Below are 22,664 nucleotides of genomic sequence, written 5' to 3'. Positions count from 1 at the left end.
ATGATGAAATCTTTATCTGATATTTACATAATCATGACAGAACTCTGCTATATTTGAACCATAGACAAAAATTGTCCTTATCCACATATCATTTGCACAGGACAGATGATTTCATCTATACTAACTTTATAACAAAAAAGAAGAGAGAAACACAGTGGAAGTTAAATTTAATCACGTGACTTTGACCTATCCAAACGGCGTCGAAGTCTTACATGACATGGATTTTGATATCACCGACGGACAACTCGTTGCACTCTTAGGACCCTCAGGTGGTGGTAAATCTACCACGCTGAATTTGATCTCGGGTCTATTATCAGCAACTAGTGGCAATATATACTTTGGTGACAAAGATGTTACAAAGCAAGATGCGTTGGGACGTGGTGTTGGGATGGTTTTCCAAAACTATGCCTTGTACCCTCATATGACCGTTTTAGATAACATTATTTTCCCAATGAAAATGGCTAAGGTGGATAAATCCACACGTAAACAGCGTGCTTTAGAATTAGCACAACTGGTTCGTGTCTCTGATCAAATTAACAAAAAACCAAGTGATTTGTCTGGTGGTCAGCAACAACGTGTTGCCATTGCCCGCGCGTTAGCAAAATCACCTAACATTTTGTTACTTGATGAGCCTCTCTCAAATCTTGATGCACGTCTCAGAGTTGAAATGCGCGAAGAAATTCGACGTATTCAAAAGGAAACAGGCGTCACAACAGTCTTTGTTACGCATGATCAGAGTGAAGCAATGCATGTTGCTGATAAAATTATGCTATTAAACGATGGTCGCATTCAACAATATGATGCACCACAATCACTATATGAAAATCCAAATAATCAATTTGTCGCTAACTTTATCGGAGAACCTGCGTTAAATGTGGTACCAGCAGACCAGTTTGATGACGAGGTGAGACAATTATTTGATGGTGACGTTGCCACAATTGGTATTCGTGCTGAAGCATTAACAAATGAGGTGAAAGCACCTGCCATCAAAATGCAAGCGGTTGTCCATGAAGTATTGTCATTTGGACGTGATCGGCAAGCGGCGATTTCAGTTGGATCACATCAACTAGTTGCAACAGAAGTCACAACGGCAGCACCTTTGGAACAAGAAACAACACTCTTTGCCGCACTTAGTGGCGTTTACGCCTTCGATCAAAGTGGTCAGCGATTGCCACTAAGGGGTGATCACGCATGATGAACAATCAAAAGCCTACTTGGAAACAGACATTAAAAGGGTGGCTTTATGTCTTGCCAATGCTAATCATTGTCGCGATTTTTAGTTTATACCCGATTGTCTCAAGTTTGGCGATGAGCTTTTATACGCAGTACAACTTTTTCACGAATCAAGTAATGGCGCTTGGTTTTGATAATTTTAAATATTTATGGGAAGATCCGCTGTTTCATTCTGCTGTGGCGAACACTTTAATTTTCGTTGTTGGTGTTGTCCCATTAGAAATTGTCATTTCGTTGACAGTGGCCGTACTTTTAAACCAGATCAAAGTGTTGGCTGGGTTCTTCCGTACCATCTATTTTCTACCATTTGTGACCAGTATTGTTGCAATATCAATGGTTTGGAAGTGGATTTATAATAAAGATGCGGGCTTATTGAATTATTTTTTGAGCTTTGTAGGTATCCATCCAATTGACTGGTTGAATGATCCAACATGGGCATTGCCAGCGTTGATTATTTTGGCTATTTGGAAGAGCTTGGGCTTCAATATTATGCTCTTCTTGGTTGCTCTCAATAATGTTGACAAACGACTGTATAGCGCGGCGACCTTAGATGGTGCCAACGCTTGGGAACGCTTTTTGCATGTTACAGTGCCAATGATTAGTCCGATGACGTTTTTGATTGCCGTTAATGCTGTGATTGGATCGTTTAAAGTCTTTGATGAAATATTCTCATTGTTTGGTGGACAGGCAGGACCTGGAAATGCTGCAATGACAGTTGTATTTTACTTATATCGTATGTTTTATGAGCAAAACAAATACGGTATCGCTGCGGCCGCAGGTGTCGTATTATTCTTTATGATTTTAATTGTGACATTATTGCAGACATGGTTTAGCAAAAAACATGTTCATTACTAAGAGGAGTTGACGATGAGAAAGACAATATCAAAAACAATCGTTTACTTACTGTTAGTGGTTGGTGCACTGACAATGTTATTGCCATTCTTCTGGATGGTATCAACATCATTTAAAACTGGTTTTGAAGCATTGCAAACACCACCAACTTGGTTGCCAAAAAAGTTGCAAATCACTAATTGGATTTCAGCATGGAAAGCAGCACCTTTTGCAACGTATCTTCTGAATTCAGTGGTTGTATCATTTGTGACCACGATAGGACAGATTATCACAGCCATCATGGCAGCGTTTGCGTTTGCTAAAATGAATTTTTTTGGTAAGAAGACGCTTTTCACTATTTTGTTAGCAACAATGATGGTACCGGGTGAAATGTTGATTATCCCAAACTTTGTGACACTATCACAAATGCATCTGGTGAATACTTATGGCGCTTTGATTATTCCATGGTTAGCTAGTTTCTTTGCGGTATTCACTTTGCGCCAGTCTTTTGCTAGTGTACCAGACCAGCTTTACTACGCCGCCAAGCTTGATGGGGCTTCTGATTGGAAGTTTCTGTGGCAAATTTTGGTACCAAATGCTAAGTCGTCCATTACGGCAATTGGCTTGTTACAAATTATTGGCTCATGGAACTCATTTATGTGGCCATTAATTGTCACAAACACAGACAAGATGCGTACCTTGCCTGTTGGATTGCAAGCGTTCAGTTCAGATTCGGGTGTCAATTATCCGGAATTGATGGCGGCATCTACGTTTGTGATTCTACCTATGGTTATCTTGTACTTATTCTTGAATAAATATGTTGTTGCTGGTATTTCTGGTGGTGGCATTAAGGGTTAAGCTACTGTCCACGTTTTGTGGGCGGTAAAGAGATGTGATGAGACATGGTATCTCTTTACTGCTTATAAAAAGCAGCTAAATTTTTTTGGGAACACGAAAGGAAACATGTACACATGAGTACTGGGAAGAAAGTTGCAGCTTTGGCTGCTATCACGATTATGGCAAGTTCATCTTTTGCAGGTTTGTCGGCTGTGCACACAGAGACAGTGAGTGCAGCAACTAAACCAGTTAAAGTCACATTTTGGCACGCCATGGCTGGCCCATACAAAGACGCTTTGCAAAAGCGTATTGACGCCTTCAACAAATCACAAAGTAAGTATAAGGTTGTCGCAACTGCGCAAGGTGACTATACGACTTTGAACCAAAGAATCATGGCTGGTGCGAAGTCAAAAACTTTGCCGGTTATGGCACAAGCAACTTACACACAAGTGCCTGATTACGTCAAAGACGGTATTGTAACGTCACTTCAATCACAGGTTGATGGTAAGAATGGCTTGTCAAAGAAGCAATTAAACAATATTTATTCTGGTTTCTTGCAACAATCTAAGTATAAGGGCGAATTCTACTCAACACCTTTCTCAGCCTCTGTACGAGAAATGTTCTATAATAAAACGCTTCTGAAAAAATACAATTTATCAGTACCAAAAACCTGGGATGATATTGCAAAGATGTCTGACGTTTTGAAGAAAGATGGCATTGCAACAGTAGGATTCGATAAGTCATTTGACATGGAATGGGATTCAATGGTCCGTTCAGCTGGTGTATCATTGGTAACTAGCAAAGACAAAGTTAATGTTGACTCAAAGAAGGCTGTGACTGCTGCTAAGTTGATTACTGATATGGTCGCTGATGGCACTGCTAAAACGGCTGGTTCTGATATCTACGGCACAACAAACTTTGTCAATGGTAAGACAGCTTTGACTTTCTCATCATCTGCAGGAATTACAGCAACGCAGGCAGCTGCAGCTAAAGACTTTGATTGGGGTACTGCACCATTACCATCTTACAAAGGCAAATCAGCAACTGTTTTGGCTGGTAATAGCTTAGTAGTTACGGCAACAGCCACTAAGAAGCAACAAGCAGGCGCTTGGGCATTCATGAAATATTTGATGTCTGATAAGCAAACTGAAAAGTGGGCAGAAGCAACAGGTTACTTGCCAATTACTAAGAAAGCAACGAAGTCATCTGCTTATAAAGCATATCTAAAGAAGAACCCATTAGCTAAAGCAGCGTCAGACTCATTGCCAGGTGCCTTCTCAGACACTGCATTCTTGGGTTACCAAGATTACCGTACGAACTTGCTGAATGCTGTTGATTCAATGTTGACGAAGAAAACACCTGCTGCAGACGCTTTGAAAACATTATCTGACCAAACAAAGAAGACTTTGAAAGAGAATAAATAATGAGTACGCAAGTACAATTTTTAAATGGACTGAATACAATTGGTGGCAATGTGGTCTCGTTCACACAGGGAAACACCCGACTTGTAATGGACTTTGGCGTTAATTTTGCCCCGGCTGAAACGCCGACTGGTGATTTATTAGCAGACGGAACATTACCAGCACTACCTGATTTATTCACTGATGTTGACAGTGATATGGCGACAACAATTTTTGTTTCTCATTTACATCTGGATCATATGGGCGCGTTGAAGTATTTAACCAAGCCAACCGATGTTTACATGAGTCAAGCTTCGGCTGATTTATATCAGGTCTTGACTGAATTAGGGACAGAATCTGCGCCTAATGCGACTATTAAAGTGATCCCATTTGAGACGCCAATGATGTTTGGTGATTTTGAAGTTACATTTTTCGAAACTGACCATGATGCACGTGGCGCTGCTGCAATTCGTGTCCGTGACGGCGTACACACATTTGTTCATAGTGGGGATGTGCGACTTGATGGTCCTCACCCCGAACGTGTCAATCATTGGGCAGATATCTTACGTGAAGCACACATTGATTTATTTTTGTTAGAAGGTACGGAATTTAGCTTTGATGCCGATGACGAAACGGAACATGTGCGCCATACTGAGATGTCAGTGCAACAAGATTTTGGACAAATTTTAGATGAACATCATCAATTAGTTGTCATTAATCCCTATGAACGTAACATTGATCGCTTAGAGGCTCTGCAAAATACAGCACGGCTGCATGGTCGTGAAATCCTTTGGGATAAGCAATTTGCAACAATCATGCGGGCCATGGGTGTTGCGGATGTTAAAGAAATTGATTGGGAAGCCGTTGTGGCAGATCCCAATCATTACGTTGTTCAAAATCACTTTAATCAATTACATGATTTAGATCAATTTGATGGTCAATTTGTATATCTACACATGAACGGTGAACCTTTAGGCGAGTATGATCCTCGCTTTGCCGAATTACAGGCATACTTAGATGCCAATCATGTCGAGCTCCAACGTTTGGGTGCAAGTGGTCACGCCAAGCCAGAAGATTTGGTGTCATTAGCACAACATGTCAATGCTCAAAAGACTGTTACTTGGCATTCGTTCAAGCCAGAAAAAGAAGCAGAAGCCTTGCGCAAAGTAGGTTTGAATGTCTATTTACCAACAAAAGGTGAAACGTTAGTGTATTAAAATTTGAATTGGCGCATTGATTGCGTTAAAATTATTCTCGTATCAACGGGATGTAGCTCAGCTTGGTAGAGCACCACGTTCGGGACGTGGGGGTCGTGAGTTCAAATCTCGTCATCCCGATGAGCGAGAAATATTAAAAGGGCAGCAAACCATAATTGGTTTGCTGCCCTTTTTTTAAACGATATAATCTTTGAAAGTCTCGCGTTCATTAGTGGAGAGTTCAACGGTTATGAGGGTGCCAGTATCGTCATAATCTTCCTGTAAAAATGTATGTTTTGCGGCGAGCTGAGCCTGAATATTACCTTTGTCAAAAGGTATGTGCAAGTTAACGACTGCGACGTCTTTGAACACATGTTGTTTGATAAGGTCAATTAATGCATCTTGGGAAGCAATATCTAATGCAGAAATGGTGATGGCATTTTCACCAGTTACTTCTGGAAAAACGAGCTCGGTACGGTCAGCTTTATTATAAACTGTGATGGTTGGGCGACCGCTAACACCAATTTCTTGTAATGTTTTGTTAGTGGTTGTCATCATGTCTTGATAGTGAGGGTCAGAGACATCAACGACGTGTAACAGTAGATCCGCACTGGCCGCTTCTTGCAATGTCGATTTAAAAGCAGCGACTAAGCTGTGAGGTAGCTTAGAGACAAAGCCAACGGTATCACTGAGCAAAAATTGTTTTTTATCTGGTAATGTCAATTGGCGCACGGTTGTGTTCAAAGTGGCAAAAAGCATATCTTTTTCAAAAACTTGTTTGCTATCATCGTTACTAGCACCAATACCAAAACGCGCTAACAGCCGGTTCATTAGTGTTGATTTACCGGCGTTAGTGTAGCCGACCAAGGCTACGTTTGGCAGATCATTATTTTGGCGTTGTGCTGATCGTGTTGTCTCGCCTTTCTCAAGGTCTGCTAATTCTTGACGAATATGAACCATTTGAGCTGTAATACGACGACGAGATTGTTCGAGTTTTGTTTCTCCAGCGCCTCGAGATGTAAAGCCACCACCACCAGCACCAGTTTGCTGATCCAGCGTGATTGACATACTTGTACGTAATCTTGGTAACTGATATTGCAAGCGCGCCAATTGAACTTGTAATTGGGCTACTTTTGTTTGTGCACGTTGCGCAAAAATATCTAAAATCAAACCAGTGCGATCCACCACAGTCGCGTTGGTCGCTTTTTCCAAATTACGGATTTGCGAGGGCGTCAACTCGTCGTTAGCAACGATCATGTCGACGTCATAAGTGGTTACTGCCGCGCTAATTTCCTCGACTTTGCCTTTACCAAAATAAGTTGCTGGATTAGGGCGTTCTAATTTTTGGGTAAAAGTCTCAACTGGGTCTAAGTTGTTTGCTCTTGCTAGGTTACCTAATTCTTCTAATTCATAAGTTAAATTTGCCTGACTCGTTGTCAAGCCAACTAAAAATACTTTTCGGGGTGTTTCTTGCATCAAAAAATGCCTCCAATCAAACTACGAGACTGGGGAATTTAACGTGTTGACGAAAATTGCAGACCAATCTCAAGAAAAGCGCACCAAAACAGTTGCCTGTTTGTTGTCACTACATCTTAAAATTCGCTCAACAAGTTCCCGTACCTCTTTTTCTTAATAGTGATAGTGTATAAGTTTTCAAACCCAATGTCAAACTGAAACGATATTTCTTGTCACGACGTGTACGTTTTCAAGTATAATGAAATAAGCTAATCAATTAAATCGAGGTTAAACATGGCAAAAGAAATTTATTTAACAGGTGATCGACCAACTGGCAAATTGCATATTGGACATTATATTGGTTCACTAAAAAATCGTGTGGTAATGCAAGATTCCGGTGAATTTGATCCATTTATTATGATTGCTGATACTCAAGCTTTTACAGACAACGCTCGTAATCCTGAAAAAATTCGCCGTTCGCTAACAGAAGTCGCATTGGATTATTTGGCAGTTGGTATTGATCCTGCTAAATCAACGATTTTTGTACAATCACAAATTACAGGGTTGCCAGAATTAACTGAATATTTTATGAATTTGGTCAGTGTGGCACGTCTGCAACGCAACCCGACTGTTAAATCAGAAATTCAACAAAAAGGTTTTGGAGAGGGTATTCCAGCGGGATTTTTGACTTATCCGGTGTCTCAAGCGGCCGATATTACAATTTTTAGAGCTACAAAAGTGCCAGTTGGTGACGATCAAGAACCCATGATTGAACAGACGCGCGAGCTAGTTCGTTCATTCAACAATGCTTATCAATCAGAAGTATTGGTTGAGCCTGTCGGTGTCTTTCCGCCCAAAGGGCAAGGACGTCTTCCGGGTATTGATGGTAATGCTAAAATGTCAAAATCACTGAACAACGGGATTTATATTAGTGATAATGCAGATACATTAGCTAAAAAAGTCAAGTCGATGTACACTGATCCATTGCATATCAATATTGATGACCCCGGTCATGTTGAAGGCAATGTCGTCTTTACTTACTTGGATATTTTTGATCCCGACAAGCAACGTGTACAGGCACTAAAAGAGCAATATACTGCTGGTGGTCTTGGTGACATGAAAATCAAAAAGCACTTGATTGAAGTGATGGAAGCTGAAATGGCACCCATTCGTCAACGACGTGAAACATTTGCCCAAGATATTCCAGCTGTGATGGCTATGTTAAAGGCTGGCTCTGATCATGCTAATGAAGTAGCAGAGTCAACAATGAAAGACGTACGCCATGCAATGGGTATTGATTATTTCGACTAAAAAAATCACTGCAATCTGAAAAGGTTGCTTTTTTAGTGCCAAAATATGTTTATGGACACAAAAAAGACACAAATTGTTAAAATGTGATAAAACAAAATAGTATATAATGGCAAGATAGATACAAAATCAGGGGACGATATGGACAATAAAGCACAACTCAACCGCGGCTTCGGCCTGACTGCCTCACTGGCGTTAGTGGTTGGCACAATCATTGGTTCAGGGATTTTTTTTAAACAAGGTAGTGTATTAGCGTCGGCAGGTAGTACGACATCTGCATTAATTGCATGGGCAGCTGGCGGTATTTTGACACTTGCTTCTGGTATGAGTGTTGCTGAAATTGGCTCCCAAATGGCTAAAACTGGTGGCTTATACATTTATATTGAAAAAATTTATGGCAAAGTTTGGGGCTATTTAGCTGGATGGATGCAAGTCATCTTTTATGGTCCGGCTATGATGGGATCAATTTCTGCTTATTTTGGGATACTATTTGTTGACTTGTTTCAATTACCCAAAATGTGGGCGATACCCTCAGCGATTATTGCATTGGCGTTTGTTGGCATAATCAACTCAATTCCTAATCGTTTCAGTGCTGGCTTTCAGATATTGACGACGACACTTAAAATGTTGCCGATTGTTGCGTTGATCATTTTTGGTATGTTTTTTGGACAACATGAAGCATTAGGACAGACAGTCACTGCGGTAGCACACACTAACAGTGGGGGATTTGGGGTTGCTATTTTAGCAACGCTATTTGCTTACGACGGCTGGGTAACTTTGGCAAATATTAGTGGTGAAATTAAAAATCCGCAAAAAGTTCTGCCAAAGGCAATCGTATTTGGGCTTATTATTGTTATTATTTCTTACGTGGGTGTCAGTTATGGGACATATAGAAGTTTAGATGCAGCGAACATCGTTGCGCTTGGTCAAAATACAACAATTCATATGGCAACCAGTGCCTTTGGTGTCGTTGGTGGTCGTTTGATGAGTGTGGCGGTTTTAATTTCATTACTAGGGACACTCAATGGTAAAATTGTTTCATTTCCACGTGTATTGTTTGCAATGGCGCGGGATGGCTTATTCCCGTTTGCAAAAACGTTTTCTAAGATTAACATGCGGACCAAAACACCTAATGCTGCGATTTGGTTTATGATTGTGCTGGGAGACTTGATGTTATTGTTGACTAATCCTGATCGACTCACTGACATTGCCATGTTCACGACTTTCTTGTTCTATATTTTGGCATTTGTCGGCGTTTTCATTTTGCGACGTAAAGATCCGACTGGCGTTAATAGAGCATTTTCAACACCGTTATATCCGTTTATCCCAATACTAGCAATTGCAGGTTCACTTTACGTGGAAATTTCAGAAATTTTGCATGATTTTTCTGGTGTTGTAATATCAATTGCCGTTGTCGCGATTGGATTGCCTGTTTATTTGGTCTTATCAAAACGACAAATTAAAAAGTAAGTTTTTCAGTTAAAAAGAAACCCCCGAAAATAACTTTTCGGGGGTTTTAAAATGATAAAATTATTGATCTGAAGAACTTTCTGTTGACGTGTCGGAAGAAGTATCAGTGCTACTTGAGGATTCGTCATCTGCTGGTCTAAGAGAGGCAGCCACAGCCTGAAGTGTACTTGGTACCTCACCAGCATAGGCAGGACCAGTGGTTGCTGCTTTTAATCCCAGCGCTTTACGAGCTAAGTTAGTCACGCGTTGCTTTTCTTGCTGTGTCACAACTTCATAGGAAATGGCATTACCAGAAGAGTCTGGATAGCTTGTTCCCTCACCTTGAATATGTTCACTCACAATGTTATTTTTAGCTTTGATATACTTACTTGCAATTGTTGTCATGTCACCAAATGTCAAATCGGTGAGGACGTTTTTACTAAGCGTTGTCATAAATGAATTGTTCAAGAGGCTCGAAACATTGGCAGATTTTTTAATTAAACCTTCAAGGACGAGACGTTGACGCTTTTGACGACCATAATCGCCTTCAGGATCGTCATAGCGCATCCGAGAAAATGCTAGTGCGGCATCGCCGGTCATGACGTGCTTTGTTTCAGAACATGTAACGCCATTGTCATCAGAGTGTTCATAACCGGTACTGCCCTTGTGGAAACGGTATAAATTGGGACCGTAATCGTGAGCAGTGTCTTGGCTATAAGTGAAATCAAGTGGTGATTTCACTGAAATACCACCAACTTGGGTGACCATTTTTTCCAAACCAGACATGTTCACTAATGCGTAGAAATCAACTGGAATATTGAGATAAGCTTCAACAGTTTTAATGGCTGTTGATGTTGAACCATAAGCATAAGCGGCATTTATTTTTTGTGGGAAAGTATCTTCATAACCAGGAATAGCAACCATTGCGTCACGAGGAATTGAAATCATTGTCGTTTTTTCTGTTTTGGGATTGATGAGCAATAGCATCATAGAATCCGTACGGCCTTTGTAAGTACGACCCAGTTCACCTGTATCAGTTCCAAATAATAGAATAGATAATGGCTTACCACTAGAAACAACGCTTGAGACGTTGCGGGCCTTTTTAGTGCCTGTGCTCTTATAAACCTTATCAATGGTTGATTTAGCGTTATTAATTGCGTACCATGCGAAGCCGCCGGCCGTGATTGCTAATACAGCAATGATTGCTAAAATCGTATTTCGCAATTTGTGGGTTGGTTTCTTAAAACGCTCCGTACGAGACTTTGTTTGATTTTCTGCCATGATGATCTCCGATTAGTGTTGGCCAATGAACATGGCAACAAGTAAAATAATGAAAACTGCGACGGTAATGCCAACATATCGCCAATCTTTAACTTTGGTGAAGGCGTAAATGGAAGCGACAATTCGTAAAACGGGTGTTAGAATGAGTAAAAATAATCCTAACATCATGATAGCACCGGCTTGAAAATGAAAAGAACCATTTACAATCTGTGCTAGTTGACGCGGATAGTGATTGTGGAAATAGCCTGTTTTAGCGCCATTGATAAGATAGCAGGCAAAGCCAAGAATCATGACAACAACCGCTATTATGACGCCAATTCGTAAAACAATGCCAATTTGGCGTTCTAAATCTTTTTCTGTTTGATTAGTGGACATACGTGGGTGCCTCAGTACAACGTGATATTAAATGCTTTTAGTAGTAGTTGTAAGCCAGCAATGCCAACAACTGGGATAAATAGTTGTCGGAGTCGTTTTGCTGGAACATGTGGCATAATGCGTGCGCCAATGGTTGCACCTAACACGATACCTAAAGCAATTGGTACTGCGATGTCAGCTCGAATTGTGCCATTAAAAAAATAAACAAGAGCGCTGGCCGCAGCCGTGACGCCCATCATTAAATTAGAGGTTGCGCTGGCAGGTTTGAGTGGCATTTTCATGACACCATCCATGGCAAATACTTTGAACATACCAGATCCTATGCCTAATAAACCAGACGCGAGTCCAGCCCACAACATGACCACTGCACCACCGGGAATATTCTCTACACGATAATCAATGTTTTGATTCAGTGCTTTGTCATAGTAGGTAGCGTTGAGCTGTAATTTGTTGGCGAGAGGGTCGTTATGTGCAACTAATTCGGCTTGATTGTGGGTGTGTAACTTACGCCACATGCGATAGGATTGATAAACCAGCAGCACGCCAAAAAGGAAATTTAACCAAATTGGGGCAAAAAAACCTGCGCATATTGCGCCGATTAGCGCACCAATTGTCGTAAAAATTTCGAGTAACATAGCAACACGCAGATTGAGCATGTCGTCTTTTAAATATGCGATTGAAGCACCAGATGAAGTCGCAATCACAGCGACAATACTGGCACCGATTGCGTAGTGAATAGGAATATTAAAACCAATCACTAAGATTGGTGTGACAATCATGCCACCTCCTAGGCCCAAAAGCGCCCCAAGGACTCCGGCAAAAACACCAACCAATAGCATAATGATAATGGATAAAGTTAAAGCCAAGATTAAATTCCTACCACTTCACTGTTTTTTCAATAATTATATTCTACACAATGCTACAATTATTGTGTACGATAAGCAAACGTGTTTGTAGAATTTTAATAAATTGGGAGAGCGTTTACTTCGGCATGACGAGTGAACGGAAGTGTATTTGTGTTAATTCAACCTGATAAATTACGAAAATTATTGATTATTATTTTTGGTGTCGTTTTTATTGTCTTTTGCCTTGCAGTCAGGTTTAATGCTGTTTTGGTAACGTTTGGAGATGATGCGGCTACGCTAGTGGTTCAAAATATGTTGCCACATTCTCTGCAAGCTTTGTTAGCAATAGGACATCTATTTGCGCATTATTGGTTAGTCTTGCCATTTATCGCTTTGATGGCTGGTGTGCTTTATCTGGCACAATACAAAATTGCCATGTGGTGGTTCATTATTTCACAAATAATGGGGATGTTAGTGTGTTTGATTGTTGCCATCGTAGTTGGTATCTCTTGGGATAGTGGGCTACAGTTACGTGACATGATGCCAAATTTATTGTTGGTATGGTGGTTGCAAGTCTTATTCTTGGTGGTGGCGTTGATTTTACCGCGTTTACTGAAGTCAAGGCGACTGCAAATAATCATGAGTACGTTGATTGGTGTATTTTGGCTTTTCATGATGATTTCACTGATGCAAGCCAATAATATGCTATTATCAAGCGGCATTGGCGCTTTGTTATTTGGCTACTTTTGGTGGCAATTAAGCGCACAAATTTACCGCAAACGTGCTCGCCAGTGGCAACATGTGCTAAAAATTGACGGTCGGGTTTGATTGTGATATGCTTTTACTAATATATCAAAGAGGTTGCAATCAACATGAGTCGCATAACTGAGTCTGCCAAGACACTGATGTTATGTTAAAGGGGCGATTGCCGAAAATATCATCTGGCAATATGATATTTGGGCTGGTAATTAAGAGTTACTAGACTGTCGTAGTAATACGGTGCGCTTTGAAAAGTGATTACGAAAATGACTTTTTAAACCTCTTTCTGTGTGAGCAGGAAGAGGTTTTTTGTTGGGAATAGGAGAATTTTTATGTCTGAAGATAGTGGGCAAGTCAAACGAAATCTGAAAACACGTCATGTGTCGATGATTGCATTAGGCGGATCAATTGGTACAGGGTTGTTTGTCGCTTCGGGTGCCACAGTGGCACAGGCTGGTCCAATGGGCGCGATTGTTGCTTATTTAGCGATTGGCGTGATGGTTTATTTTTTGATGACCAGTTTGGGAGAAATGGCGACTTATGCACCAACCTCTGGCTCATTTTCTGATTATGCAGGTAAATATGTTGATCCCGCATTAGGATTTGCGATGGGTTGGAATTATTGGTTTAATTGGGCAATCACGCTGGCGGTTGATATTGTGGCTGTTGGATTAGTTGCTAAGTTTTGGTGGCCCAATACACCGGGTTGGATTTTTTCAGCCGTTGCTTTGGCGTTCATCTTTTTGATTAATTTGTTCTCCGTTGGCGCTTTTGGTGAGGCTGAATTTTGGTTATCAATGATTAAAGTGATTACAATCATCGCCTTTTTGGTGGTTGGTGTGGCAACAATCTTTGGTGTTATTCATTCTGACGTCAATGTCATGAAAAACTTATCAGTTGGCAACCATGGCTTCGTTGGCGGACCACAAGCCATTTTGTCAGTCTTTGTCGTGGCAGGATTTTCTTTCCAAGGGACTGAGCTAATTGGTATTACTGCTGGAGAAGCACAAGACCCTGACAAATCAGTGCCCAAGGCTATCAATCAAGTCTTTTGGCGAATTTTGTTATTTTATATTTTAGCCATTTTTGTGATTTCGGCTTTGGTTTACTACCAAGACCCACGTTTGTTAAGTTCATCAACTGAAAATATTGCTGTATCACCATTTACGATTGTCTTTAAAAATGCGGGTATCGCTTTTGCAGCCAGTTTGATGAATGCTGTTATTTTGACATCAATTGTTTCATCGGCTAATTCGGGATCTTATGCGTCATCACGTATGTTGTTTGCTATGGCGCGTAAGGGTGAAGCCCCTAAGATTTTCGGCAAAGTGTCAAAACGTGGCGTGCCCGTGGCAGCGCTGGTATTGACGACGGCAATCGGTCTATTAGCGTTTATTTCTAATACTAAAGGTGGCTCGGTTGCCTATACTTGGCTCGTTAATGCCTCTGGATTGACTGGCTTTATTGCTTGGGTTGGAATTGCAATTTCGCATTATCGCTTCCGCCGCGCGTATATCGCGCAAGGTAAAAGCCTGTCAGATTTGAAGTATCGGGCAAAGTGGTTCCCATTTGGGCCACTATTTGCTCTGGTTATCTCAATTGGGGTCATTATTGGTCAAGATCCAGAAAGCTTTACTAATTTGAATTGGGAAAAGATTGCAGTTACCTACTTGTCGGTACCATTATTTGCCATTCTATATATTTGGTACAAAATTTCTCACAAAACAAAAGTGATTAAGTTAAAAGACGTCGACCTGTCACAACCTAAAAAATAAATATTTTTTGCAAACGTTAGCTGGTGTGGTACCATTTAACGTTTTTTTGTGCTTAAAATTCATTAAAAAGTCATAGTTAAGTCTAAAAATATGCTTTCTTTTTGTAAGTATGTATAATATATGAATAATGTGTAAAATATGTGGTTATATATAGGCATAAAATATCATAAATAGTATTAGTAGTGATACATTTAAAGTAGAAGATTGACTAAACGAAAAGGAAGTTGATTATGAGCGCAAAATATGATGGTCGCAACTCTCGACCAACAAATGAAGTAAAACGTTATAAAATGTATAAATCTGGTCGGCAATGGATTACAGCTGGATTGTCAACGTTGATGGTTTTGACGGGGATGGCTCTCATTGACGACACTGATAAAGTTAGTGCAGACACAACCACTGGTAGTACCGCAATGGCGGCTTCAGCAGCAGCTAGTCCAGCAAGTGCCGCTGACAACACACTTTCTAATACAACCAGTGAAGCAGTGTCTTCAGCCAATGCACAAGTATCAGCTAATTCAGCCAGTGATTCTTACGCCACTGGTTCTTTGGGGAGCAGTGCCTACCCAACGCTTGATTCAGTTGCCACAGATAACACAGTTAGTGCTGACGCGAATGACCAAAATGCCATTTCAGTAGATAAAAATGCTGATGCAACGTCTAATGCTGTTGATGTGACGACAAGTGCAAGTGCTACATCAAGCAGTGCAGCTTCAACATACAATAACGGTAGTGTGGCGGTAACTATCACCACGCCAAGTAATGCCACCTCTTCATTGGTATCGCCGACACAAAGTGGCAGTACAGTAACCACGGCTGGTGGTTCGACTGCTACTGTGACATCAGACGCATTGGCAACGATTAGTTCCGCGGCTACCTCTGCAAATAGCAGTGCTGCTGCAAGTGTGGCCACCGTTGCCAGCTCTGCTGCTCAAGCTAATTCAGCGGCGGCCTCTTTGGCTAATTCGTACTCGGCTGCAGCTACTGCTCAATCTGCTGCTCTGCTAGCAGCACAGAATTCTAATGCTGCTGCACAAACTAGTTATGCAAGTGCACAAAGCTCACAGGCTGCTATTGCAAGTAGTAATGGCGCTTCAATGGCAGCAATTATCACGACTACTATATCTAACCTTAATAAAAGCTCAGATAGTTACAGTGCGATATTATCTTCATTGAATGCCGCATTGGCATCCGCAAACAGTGGTAATTTAAAAGCAGCATATGATAGTTATTATAGCGCTGCCAGCACGACAGCAGCTGCAGTTGGATTTGCTCTAGTAAATGCCACAGCTAATAAGGCAACATTTTTGGCTGTTTTTGGGACTGCTTGGGATGGTTCAAATACTGGTGTTGCTAAGCAATGGGCGTCTGGTGTGACGACACAAGCAATTGCTAGTCTAGAGACATCATGGGAGGCAGCCTCAGCCGCAACATCAAGCGCCGCAGTTGCAGCCACATCAGCACTTAATGCCCTTAATGCTGCACCTAATTCTGCCGCAATTGCGGCTACGAGTGCTCAAGCTTCTAACGCTTACGCGCAATCTGCTGCCACGAGTAGTGCAGAATCAGCAGCAGTATCTTTGGCGCAATCTCAAGCAACATCGCTTGCTGATTCATACGCTGCCTTGTTAAACGCGGACACAGTGTTAGTCAATGTCAATTACAATGCTGATACTGCCGTTACTTCAGCAGCAACTGCTTCAGCAACTGACGCTGTTAGTTCTTATGTCACAGCTTTAACAAATGGCATGTCAAACATTAACACCGATAGTAATTTGAAATTTAGTACCTCTGCGGGTTCCTTTTTGAACTTCAACAGTAATCCGCAGAGTTGGTTGACGAGTTATGCCACTACAGCAGGTAATAATGCAGCCGCTGCTTCTAACACAGCTGATAAATCAATGTGGATAACGGTACAGTCATATGCTTCATCATTGGCTAACGATATTAATGGTGCGGAAGCGCAACAGATGATAAGCAGTATGAAAAATGGCAATGCTGGTGGTATGATTCCTGCTTTGACCTTTGGACAGAATAATGCTGACTTAACAGCGATTCAAGCGACTTTGTCATCACTTATGAATATTTTAAAACCAGAAAATATTACTTCCGCGACATATGTCAACCCGGTTGTTGACAATGGTGATGGCACGTATTCAACAAATATTTCATTAGATCCGAATGAATTGGTTCATAGCAACATCGATGCACTGATGGCACAACTAACCGCTAATATGTCTAATATTCAATCTGACATTAACACTTATGCTAGTACGACTGTACCTAATTTTGTTATTGGATGGTATGCTGTTGTCTACAACGCTTTCAATGGTGCGTTAAAAGGTGACTTAAATACGACAGCTTTGAAATTAATTTCACAGGGTGTCGCTGTTACAGTTGATTCACAAGTGAAAACATTAGCTGCAGGTTATATTAAAACGTTAACGAATGCTATGAACGCTATAAGTGGTACTGATAGTAATTCAATGTATGCTAAGTCAGTCTTAGAGACATTGATTACTGAGGAACAAAAGGTGTTGGATCAAGCAACCATTCGTTATAATTCTGAGGTTGCTTATTTGGGAACATCAGATATTTCTTCTTCAACATTTAGAAATCAGGTTGTAAGTGCTCTTGGGGGTCTATTAGGCGGTGGTGTTATAGGTGGTACTTTAACAGATGTTGTAACAGGTGTTGCTAATACAGCCTCTCAAGGTATCGCAACAGCAGTGGATAACATGATGAAAAGTGTTAACCAAGCAAGCATTAACTTAGTCAATGGTTTGAATAGTATGCTTCAGTCTTTGCAATCAACAAAAATTGCACCAACCATTACAGTTACAGCTGGTTTTGATACTGGGACGCCAGATGTGTCAGATGTCGCGACTGGACAATTTGCGACGACAACTTATTCGGCGACCTATACGGGCGCAGTTACTGGCGCGTCAGCGACTGTAATTGCGTATCAAGCAATTGACAAGACACAGTTACAGGCGTTGGTGAACACAACGACTGCTAATAGCAATCTTGCAAGTGTGATGGCGGCGCAATTGACTGATGCACAACAAGTTTTGACGAATGATAATGCGTCACAACAAGATTTGAATCAAGCGTACGCTAATTTAGTCGCTCAAACAGCCACTATCACTGTCAACGATGCAACTACTGGGCAAGCTGTCACTTTGACATCAGATAGCACTGTCTATGGTGGATCTGGCACCACAGCAACCTTTGATTTATCAAAAGTAATGCCTGCTGGATATGATTTTTCGCAAGCAGTAGTAACTGGTGGCACGATTGATGCGAATGGTGTCTTAACGGTTAACTTCGACAATGATAGCACAGTTGATCAGCCAGTGACGATTGATGTACCGCACAAAATTACCACGTCAAGCAAGGTAAATACGTTTAATATTCAATTGACGTACGAAGATGCGAGTGGCAATATACTACAGCCGGCTACAACAACCACTGTAACTGGAACAGCCGCTCTAGCTACCGACGGCGTAACTGGTGTTACGACGCAAAGTGGCGCTGTTGTTTGGCAAGGTGCAGATGGCGTGGCTTCTGATGATGGTACGACTTATACGGTTAACTCGATTGATGTACCAGCAACGATCACGTCAAATGGGCAGACATACTATTTGCATACACCGGGTAAAGATGCGCAAGGTAATGCAATTGACGGTACTAACGCAATCACACTAACTTTTGATGAGAATCAAACTGTGGTTTCAACACAGACCATTAATGAAGTATATGGTGCAGCACAACAAGTTGCTTTGAAATTGATTACGGTTGTCAAAGCAAGCGACTACACAGATTCAGTTAGTTCTGTTTTAAAAGAGTTTACAGACGCCGCTGGGAATAAATATTATATTGTAAATGAGGCTGGGAACGGTTCTGATTTGGCTGAAGGTTCTGCACATATTGGTGATGTCATTGATGGTGCAAATTTGCAGGCTATTATCAATAGTTATAGTCCTGAAACTGCTGCATCGATGGGACTCTCTGCAGCTGGGTACAATCTAAGTGAACACATTTATTGGGATACCCTTGGTAACACAACGGTTCCTGGAACTTACACAATCAATGGTGCGATTGCTGAAACAGACGGCTCATATACCCATTATTTGATTATCGAAGCTACGCCAGAAACAACAAGTGCTACTGTCAATTATGTGGATGATGAGACTGGTAGTGTGATTTCAACGGCTACTATTAGTGGACAAGTGGGATCTTTGTTTGACGTTGACGGGTCCGATACTTTAAATGGTGAACAGCAATATGATACCGCTGATTATCAACTTGTGAGCGTCGATAATGGTTCTGGAACCTATGTTATGTCAGCTGGTACTGATGGCACTTCTGTCGATGCCACGCCAACGATTACGGTTCATTTGCAGATGTCGATTGAGAAGTCAACTTCGATTAGCGAAAGTGAGTCAATGTCAACTGCGGCAAGCTTGAGTGAGTCAGTGTCGACAGAGACGAGTGAATCAGATTCAGCAGTGGCGAGTGAGTCGTCATCCACAAAGTTGAGCGAATCAGTATCAAGTGCAACAAGTGAATCGGTATCAGCAGTAGCGAGTGAGTCTGCTTCCGCAAAGTTAAGCGAATCAACATCAAGTGCGACGAGTGAATCGGTATCAGCAGTAGCGAGTGAGTCGTCATCCACAAAGTTGAGCGAATCAGTATCAAGTGCAACAAGTGAATCGGTATCAGCAGTAGCGAGTGAGTCGTCATCCACAAAGTTAAGCGAATCAACATCAAGTGCGACAAGTGAATCGATATCAGCAGTGGCGAGTGAGTCAACTTCCGCAAAGTTAAGCGATTCAGTATCAAGTGCGACAAGTGAATCGGTATCAGCAGTAGCAAGTGAGTCGTCATCCACGAAGTTGAGCGAATCAACATCAAGTGCGACGAGTGAATCGAATTCAGCGGCAGCGAGTGAGTCGGTCTCAACAAAATTAAGCGAATCAACATCAAGTGCGACGAGTGAATCGAATTCAGCGGCAGCGAGTGAGTCGTCATCCACAAAGTTAAGCGAATCAACATCAAGTGCAACAAGTGAATCGGTATCAGCAGTAGCGAGTGAGTCTGCTTCCGCAAAGTTAAGCGAATCAACATCAAGTGCGACGAGTGAATCGGTATCAGCAGTAGCGAGTGAGTCGTCATCCACGAAGTTGAGCGAATCAACATCAAGTGCGACGAGTGAATCGAATTCAAAGGTAGTCAGTGAATCGTCATCCACGAAGTTGAGCGAATCAACATCAAGTGCGACGAGTGAATCGGTATCAGCAGTGGCGAGTGAGTCGTCATCCACGAAGTTGAGCGAATCAACATCAAGTGCAACGAGTGAATCGGTATCAGCAGTAGCGAGTGAGTCGTCATCAACAAAGTTGAGTGGTTCAGTATCAAGTGCAACGAGTGAATCGGTATCAGCAGTAGCGAGTGAGTCGTCATCAACAAAGTTGAGTGGTTCAGTATCAAGTGCAACGAGTGAATCGAATTCAGCAGTAGCGAGTGAGTCGTCATCCACGAAGTTGAGCGAATCAGTATCAAGTGCAACAAGTGAATCGGTATCAGCAGTAGCGAGTGAGTCTACTTCCGCAAAGTTAAGCGAATCAACATCAAGTGCAACGAGTGAATCGGTATCAGCAGTGGCGAGTGAGTCTGTTTCCGCAAAGTTGAGCGAATCAACATCAAGTGTAACAAGTGAATCGGTATCAGCAGTGGCGAGTGAGTCAACTTCCGCAAAGTTAAGCGAATCAACATCAAGTGCGACGAGTGAATCGGTATCTGATAGTCGTTCCATGAGCACTTCGGTTTCATTGGCAGATTCAACATCACAAAGTAATTCAGTTTCCGATAGCCGCTCCATGAGTACATCAGTTTCGTTGACTGATTCGACGACCAAGAGCGAGTCAACCTCAGCGAGTGTTGTAACATCAACGAGCGTTTCAGAATCCAATAGTAAGCTAGCAAGTGATTCAGTTTCCGACAGTCGTTCAACGAGTACGTCAGTCTCGTTGGCAGATTCCACGTCACAAAGTAATTCAGTTTCCGATAGCCGCTCCATGAGTACATCAGTTTCATTGACTGATTCAACGACCAAAAGTGAATCTGTTTCAAATAGTGAGTCAACGTCAAAGAGTGACTCTATCTCGAACAGTGAGTCAACGTCAAAGAGCGACTCAATCTCAAACAGCGATTCCACGTCAAAGAGCGACTCAATTTCGAACAGCGATTCGACATCAAAGAGTGACTCTATCTCGAATAGTGAGTCAACATCAAAGAGCGACTCAATTTCGAACAGCGATTCAACGTCAAAGAGTGACTTTATCTCGAACAGCGATTCGACATCAAAGAGCGAGTCAATCTCAAACAGTGATTCAACGTTGAAGAGTGAATCTGTTTCAAATAGTGATTCGACATCAAAGAGTGAGTCTGTTTCAAATAGCGATTCGACATCAAAGAGTGAGTCAATCTCAAACAGCGATTCAATGTCAAAGAGCGAATCGATCTCAAACAGTGAGTCAACGTCAAAGAGCGAATCGATCTCAAACAGTGAGTCAACGTCAAAGAGCGAATCAATCTCAAACAGTGACTCAACATCAAAGAGTGAATCAACTTCAGAAAGTGCTGTAACATCAACGAGCGTTTCAGAATCCGATAGTCGCTCAATGAGCACGTCGGTTTCATTGACAGATTCCACGTCACAAAGTGATTCAGTTTCCGATAGCCGCTCCATGAGTACATCAGTTTCATTGAGTGATTCGACGACCAAGAGTGACTCAACATCAAAGAGTGACTCAATCTCAAACAGCGATTCCACGTCAAAGAGTGACTTAATCTCAAACAGTGACTCAACATCAAAGAGTGAATCAACTTCAGAAAGTGCTGTAACATCAACGAGCGTTTCAGAATCCGATAGTAAGCTAGCAAGTGATTCAGTATCAGACAGTCGCTCAACAAGCACATCAGTCTCATTGCGTGATTCAACAGCCAATAGTGAATCGACTTCAACAGTTGCTAGCGATTTAGCATCAAATTCAGCAAGTTTGAGCACCAAAAATTCAACTAGTACGACAATCACTAGTGAAAATGTATCAACTTCTGAATATAGTGAATTAAATTCTACGAAATCAAGTGAAAGCTTGTCCACATCAAGTTCACAGGCAAACGAAAGTCAGTCTCTTTCAACGATAGCTAGTGATGAAATATCAACAAGTCTCAGCGAACGTATTTCAGCAAGTGACAGTTTGAGTACAGCAGAATCAACAAGCGCAATAATAGTGAGTGAGCATAATGCCACTAGTGTTAAGTTATCAGATGCCACGTCATTAAGCGAAAGTACGGCAATTGTCAACCAAAGTGACTCAACAAGCGTTCGCGTGATGCCGTCTGATGAGACATCAACGAGTGAGTCAAAATCGCAATCAGTAAGCGAATTTACGAGTGAGTTTGATTCAACGTTGACTAGTCTACATCAGTCAGAGGTATCAAGTGAACGTCAGTCAAAATCACAAGTAGATGACACAACTGGCAATATTGTCATGAAAAATCAAGCAACCGATCGTGTCCAAACACTTGAATCGACAACTGGTTCGAATATGACAGCAAAGTTGACTACTACGGCGCCAACAATTAGTGCCGAAAAAGTAACTAGCACGAATAGCTTGAGTGTACCCAGTCAGGCAACAGTTCTGAAAGGTCTGTTACCAGAAAATCCGAAAATTATTACGGCACGTCGTATTTTGATTGGACAATATGAAACGGGTGACAAATTCAACATTAGGTTAATCTTAGAGATTTTAACGCCGCTGATCTTAATTTCGGGCTTCTTATTGGCAGCAAAACGTCGTAAAAAAGAAGGTGATGCAGAAACAAAGTAATTTATTAAGGATATTGCATCAT

The 22,664-nt window shown here is 41.6% G+C and carries 14 protein-coding genes, 1 tRNA gene and 1 riboswitch; of the genes, 11 read left to right on the top strand and 4 right to left on the bottom strand.

The genetic code is table 11. The features are described 5' to 3' along the window. The first annotated feature begins 154 nt into the window (after positions 1–154). The 6 genes from IEU65_RS04720 to IEU65_RS04695 all read left to right on the top strand — a co-directional run bounded on the left by IEU65_RS04720 (position 155) and on the right by IEU65_RS04695 (position 5,638). Positions 155–1,195, top strand: coding sequence for an ABC transporter ATP-binding protein (locus tag IEU65_RS04720; RefSeq protein ID WP_010290810.1), 1,041 nt, complete (start codon positions 155–157; stop codon positions 1,193–1,195). After that, positions 1,195–2,088, top strand: a complete 894-nt coding sequence (locus tag IEU65_RS04715) for a carbohydrate ABC transporter permease (protein ID WP_010290811.1) — start codon at positions 1,195–1,197, stop codon at positions 2,086–2,088. Before IEU65_RS04720 ends, IEU65_RS04715 begins: the two co-directional genes overlap by 1 nt. A 12-nt stretch (positions 2,089–2,100) precedes the next feature. Further along, complete coding sequence (locus IEU65_RS04710) at positions 2,101–2,922, top strand: carbohydrate ABC transporter permease (protein ID WP_010290812.1); 822 nt, start codon at positions 2,101–2,103, stop codon at positions 2,920–2,922. A gap of 113 nt (positions 2,923–3,035) precedes the next feature. Then, positions 3,036–4,325 carry an ABC transporter substrate-binding protein gene (locus IEU65_RS04705; protein ID WP_010290814.1) on the top strand — a complete coding sequence of 430 codons (1,290 nt, stop codon included), beginning with the start codon at positions 3,036–3,038 and terminating at the stop codon, positions 4,323–4,325. After that, a complete protein-coding gene (locus IEU65_RS04700; RefSeq protein WP_010290816.1) occupies positions 4,325–5,518 on the top strand; it encodes an MBL fold metallo-hydrolase in 1,194 nt (397 codons plus the stop codon). Before IEU65_RS04705 ends, IEU65_RS04700 begins: the two co-directional genes overlap by 1 nt. A gap of 46 nt (positions 5,519–5,564) precedes the next feature. Continuing rightward, positions 5,565–5,638: transfer RNA gene (locus tag IEU65_RS04695), tRNA-Pro, on the top strand. A 54-nt stretch (positions 5,639–5,692) separates the two neighbouring features. Here the strand turns inward: IEU65_RS04695 and hflX are convergent. Next, positions 5,693–6,973 carry a GTPase HflX gene (gene hflX, locus IEU65_RS04690; protein ID WP_010290817.1) on the bottom strand — a complete coding sequence of 427 codons (1,281 nt, stop codon included), beginning with the start codon at positions 6,971–6,973 and terminating at the stop codon, positions 5,693–5,695. A 273-nt stretch (positions 6,974–7,246) separates the two neighbouring features. On the opposite strand from hflX, the gene trpS reads away from it, so the two are divergent. Both trpS and IEU65_RS04680 read left to right on the top strand, forming a co-directional pair. Further along, positions 7,247–8,263 (top strand): tryptophan--tRNA ligase, encoded by a 1,017-nt coding sequence (trpS, locus tag IEU65_RS04685; protein WP_010290818.1) that lies wholly within the window; start codon positions 7,247–7,249, stop codon positions 8,261–8,263. A gap of 138 nt (positions 8,264–8,401) precedes the next feature. Beyond that, positions 8,402–9,730, top strand: a complete 1,329-nt coding sequence (locus tag IEU65_RS04680; RefSeq protein ID WP_010290819.1) for an APC family permease — start codon at positions 8,402–8,404, stop codon at positions 9,728–9,730. Positions 9,731–9,790: 60 nt separating this feature from the next. Here IEU65_RS04680 and IEU65_RS04675 read toward each other — a convergent pair whose 3' ends face one another. Genes IEU65_RS04675 through IEU65_RS04665 form a run of 3 tightly spaced genes read right to left on the bottom strand, consistent with a single transcriptional unit; the run spans position 9,791 to position 12,204 of the window. Continuing rightward, on the bottom strand, positions 9,791–10,990 hold the full coding sequence (locus tag IEU65_RS04675; protein WP_010290820.1) for an LCP family protein: 1,200 nt from the start codon (positions 10,988–10,990) through the stop codon (positions 9,791–9,793). A gap of 12 nt (positions 10,991–11,002) precedes the next feature. Beyond that, positions 11,003–11,365: a DUF1634 domain-containing protein gene (locus tag IEU65_RS04670; protein ID WP_010290821.1), complete on the bottom strand. Its 363-nt coding sequence runs from the start codon at positions 11,363–11,365 to the stop codon at positions 11,003–11,005. Between the two features lie 11 nt (positions 11,366–11,376). Then, a complete protein-coding gene (locus IEU65_RS04665) occupies positions 11,377–12,204 on the bottom strand; it encodes a sulfite exporter TauE/SafE family protein (RefSeq protein ID WP_168441510.1) in 828 nt (275 codons plus the stop codon). 177 nt (positions 12,205–12,381) lie between these two features. On the opposite strand from IEU65_RS04665, the gene IEU65_RS04660 reads away from it, so the two are divergent. From IEU65_RS04660 to IEU65_RS04650, 3 genes are all read left to right on the top strand, one after another. Then, entirely contained in the window at positions 12,382–13,038 is a 657-nt protein-coding gene (locus IEU65_RS04660; protein ID WP_010290824.1) for a hypothetical protein, read from the top strand. Positions 13,039–13,057: 19 nt separating this feature from the next. Beyond that, positions 13,058–13,225: riboswitch (Lysine riboswitch) on the top strand. Between the two features lie 76 nt (positions 13,226–13,301). After that, a complete protein-coding gene (locus IEU65_RS04655; RefSeq protein ID WP_010290826.1) occupies positions 13,302–14,744 on the top strand; it encodes an amino acid permease in 1,443 nt (480 codons plus the stop codon). Between the two features lie 230 nt (positions 14,745–14,974). Then, a complete protein-coding gene (locus IEU65_RS04650) occupies positions 14,975–22,642 on the top strand; it encodes a KxYKxGKxW signal peptide domain-containing protein (protein ID WP_168441511.1) in 7,668 nt (2,555 codons plus the stop codon). The last annotated feature ends 22 nt before the right edge of the window (positions 22,643–22,664 follow it).

It is taken from the genome of Leuconostoc pseudomesenteroides KCTC 3652, assembly GCF_014634745.1.
GTDB classification, from domain to species: domain Bacteria; phylum Bacillota; class Bacilli; order Lactobacillales; family Lactobacillaceae; genus Leuconostoc; species Leuconostoc pseudomesenteroides.
Note: the sequence above shows the minus strand (reverse complement) of the source record. Positions and strands in the feature narration are given on the sequence as shown.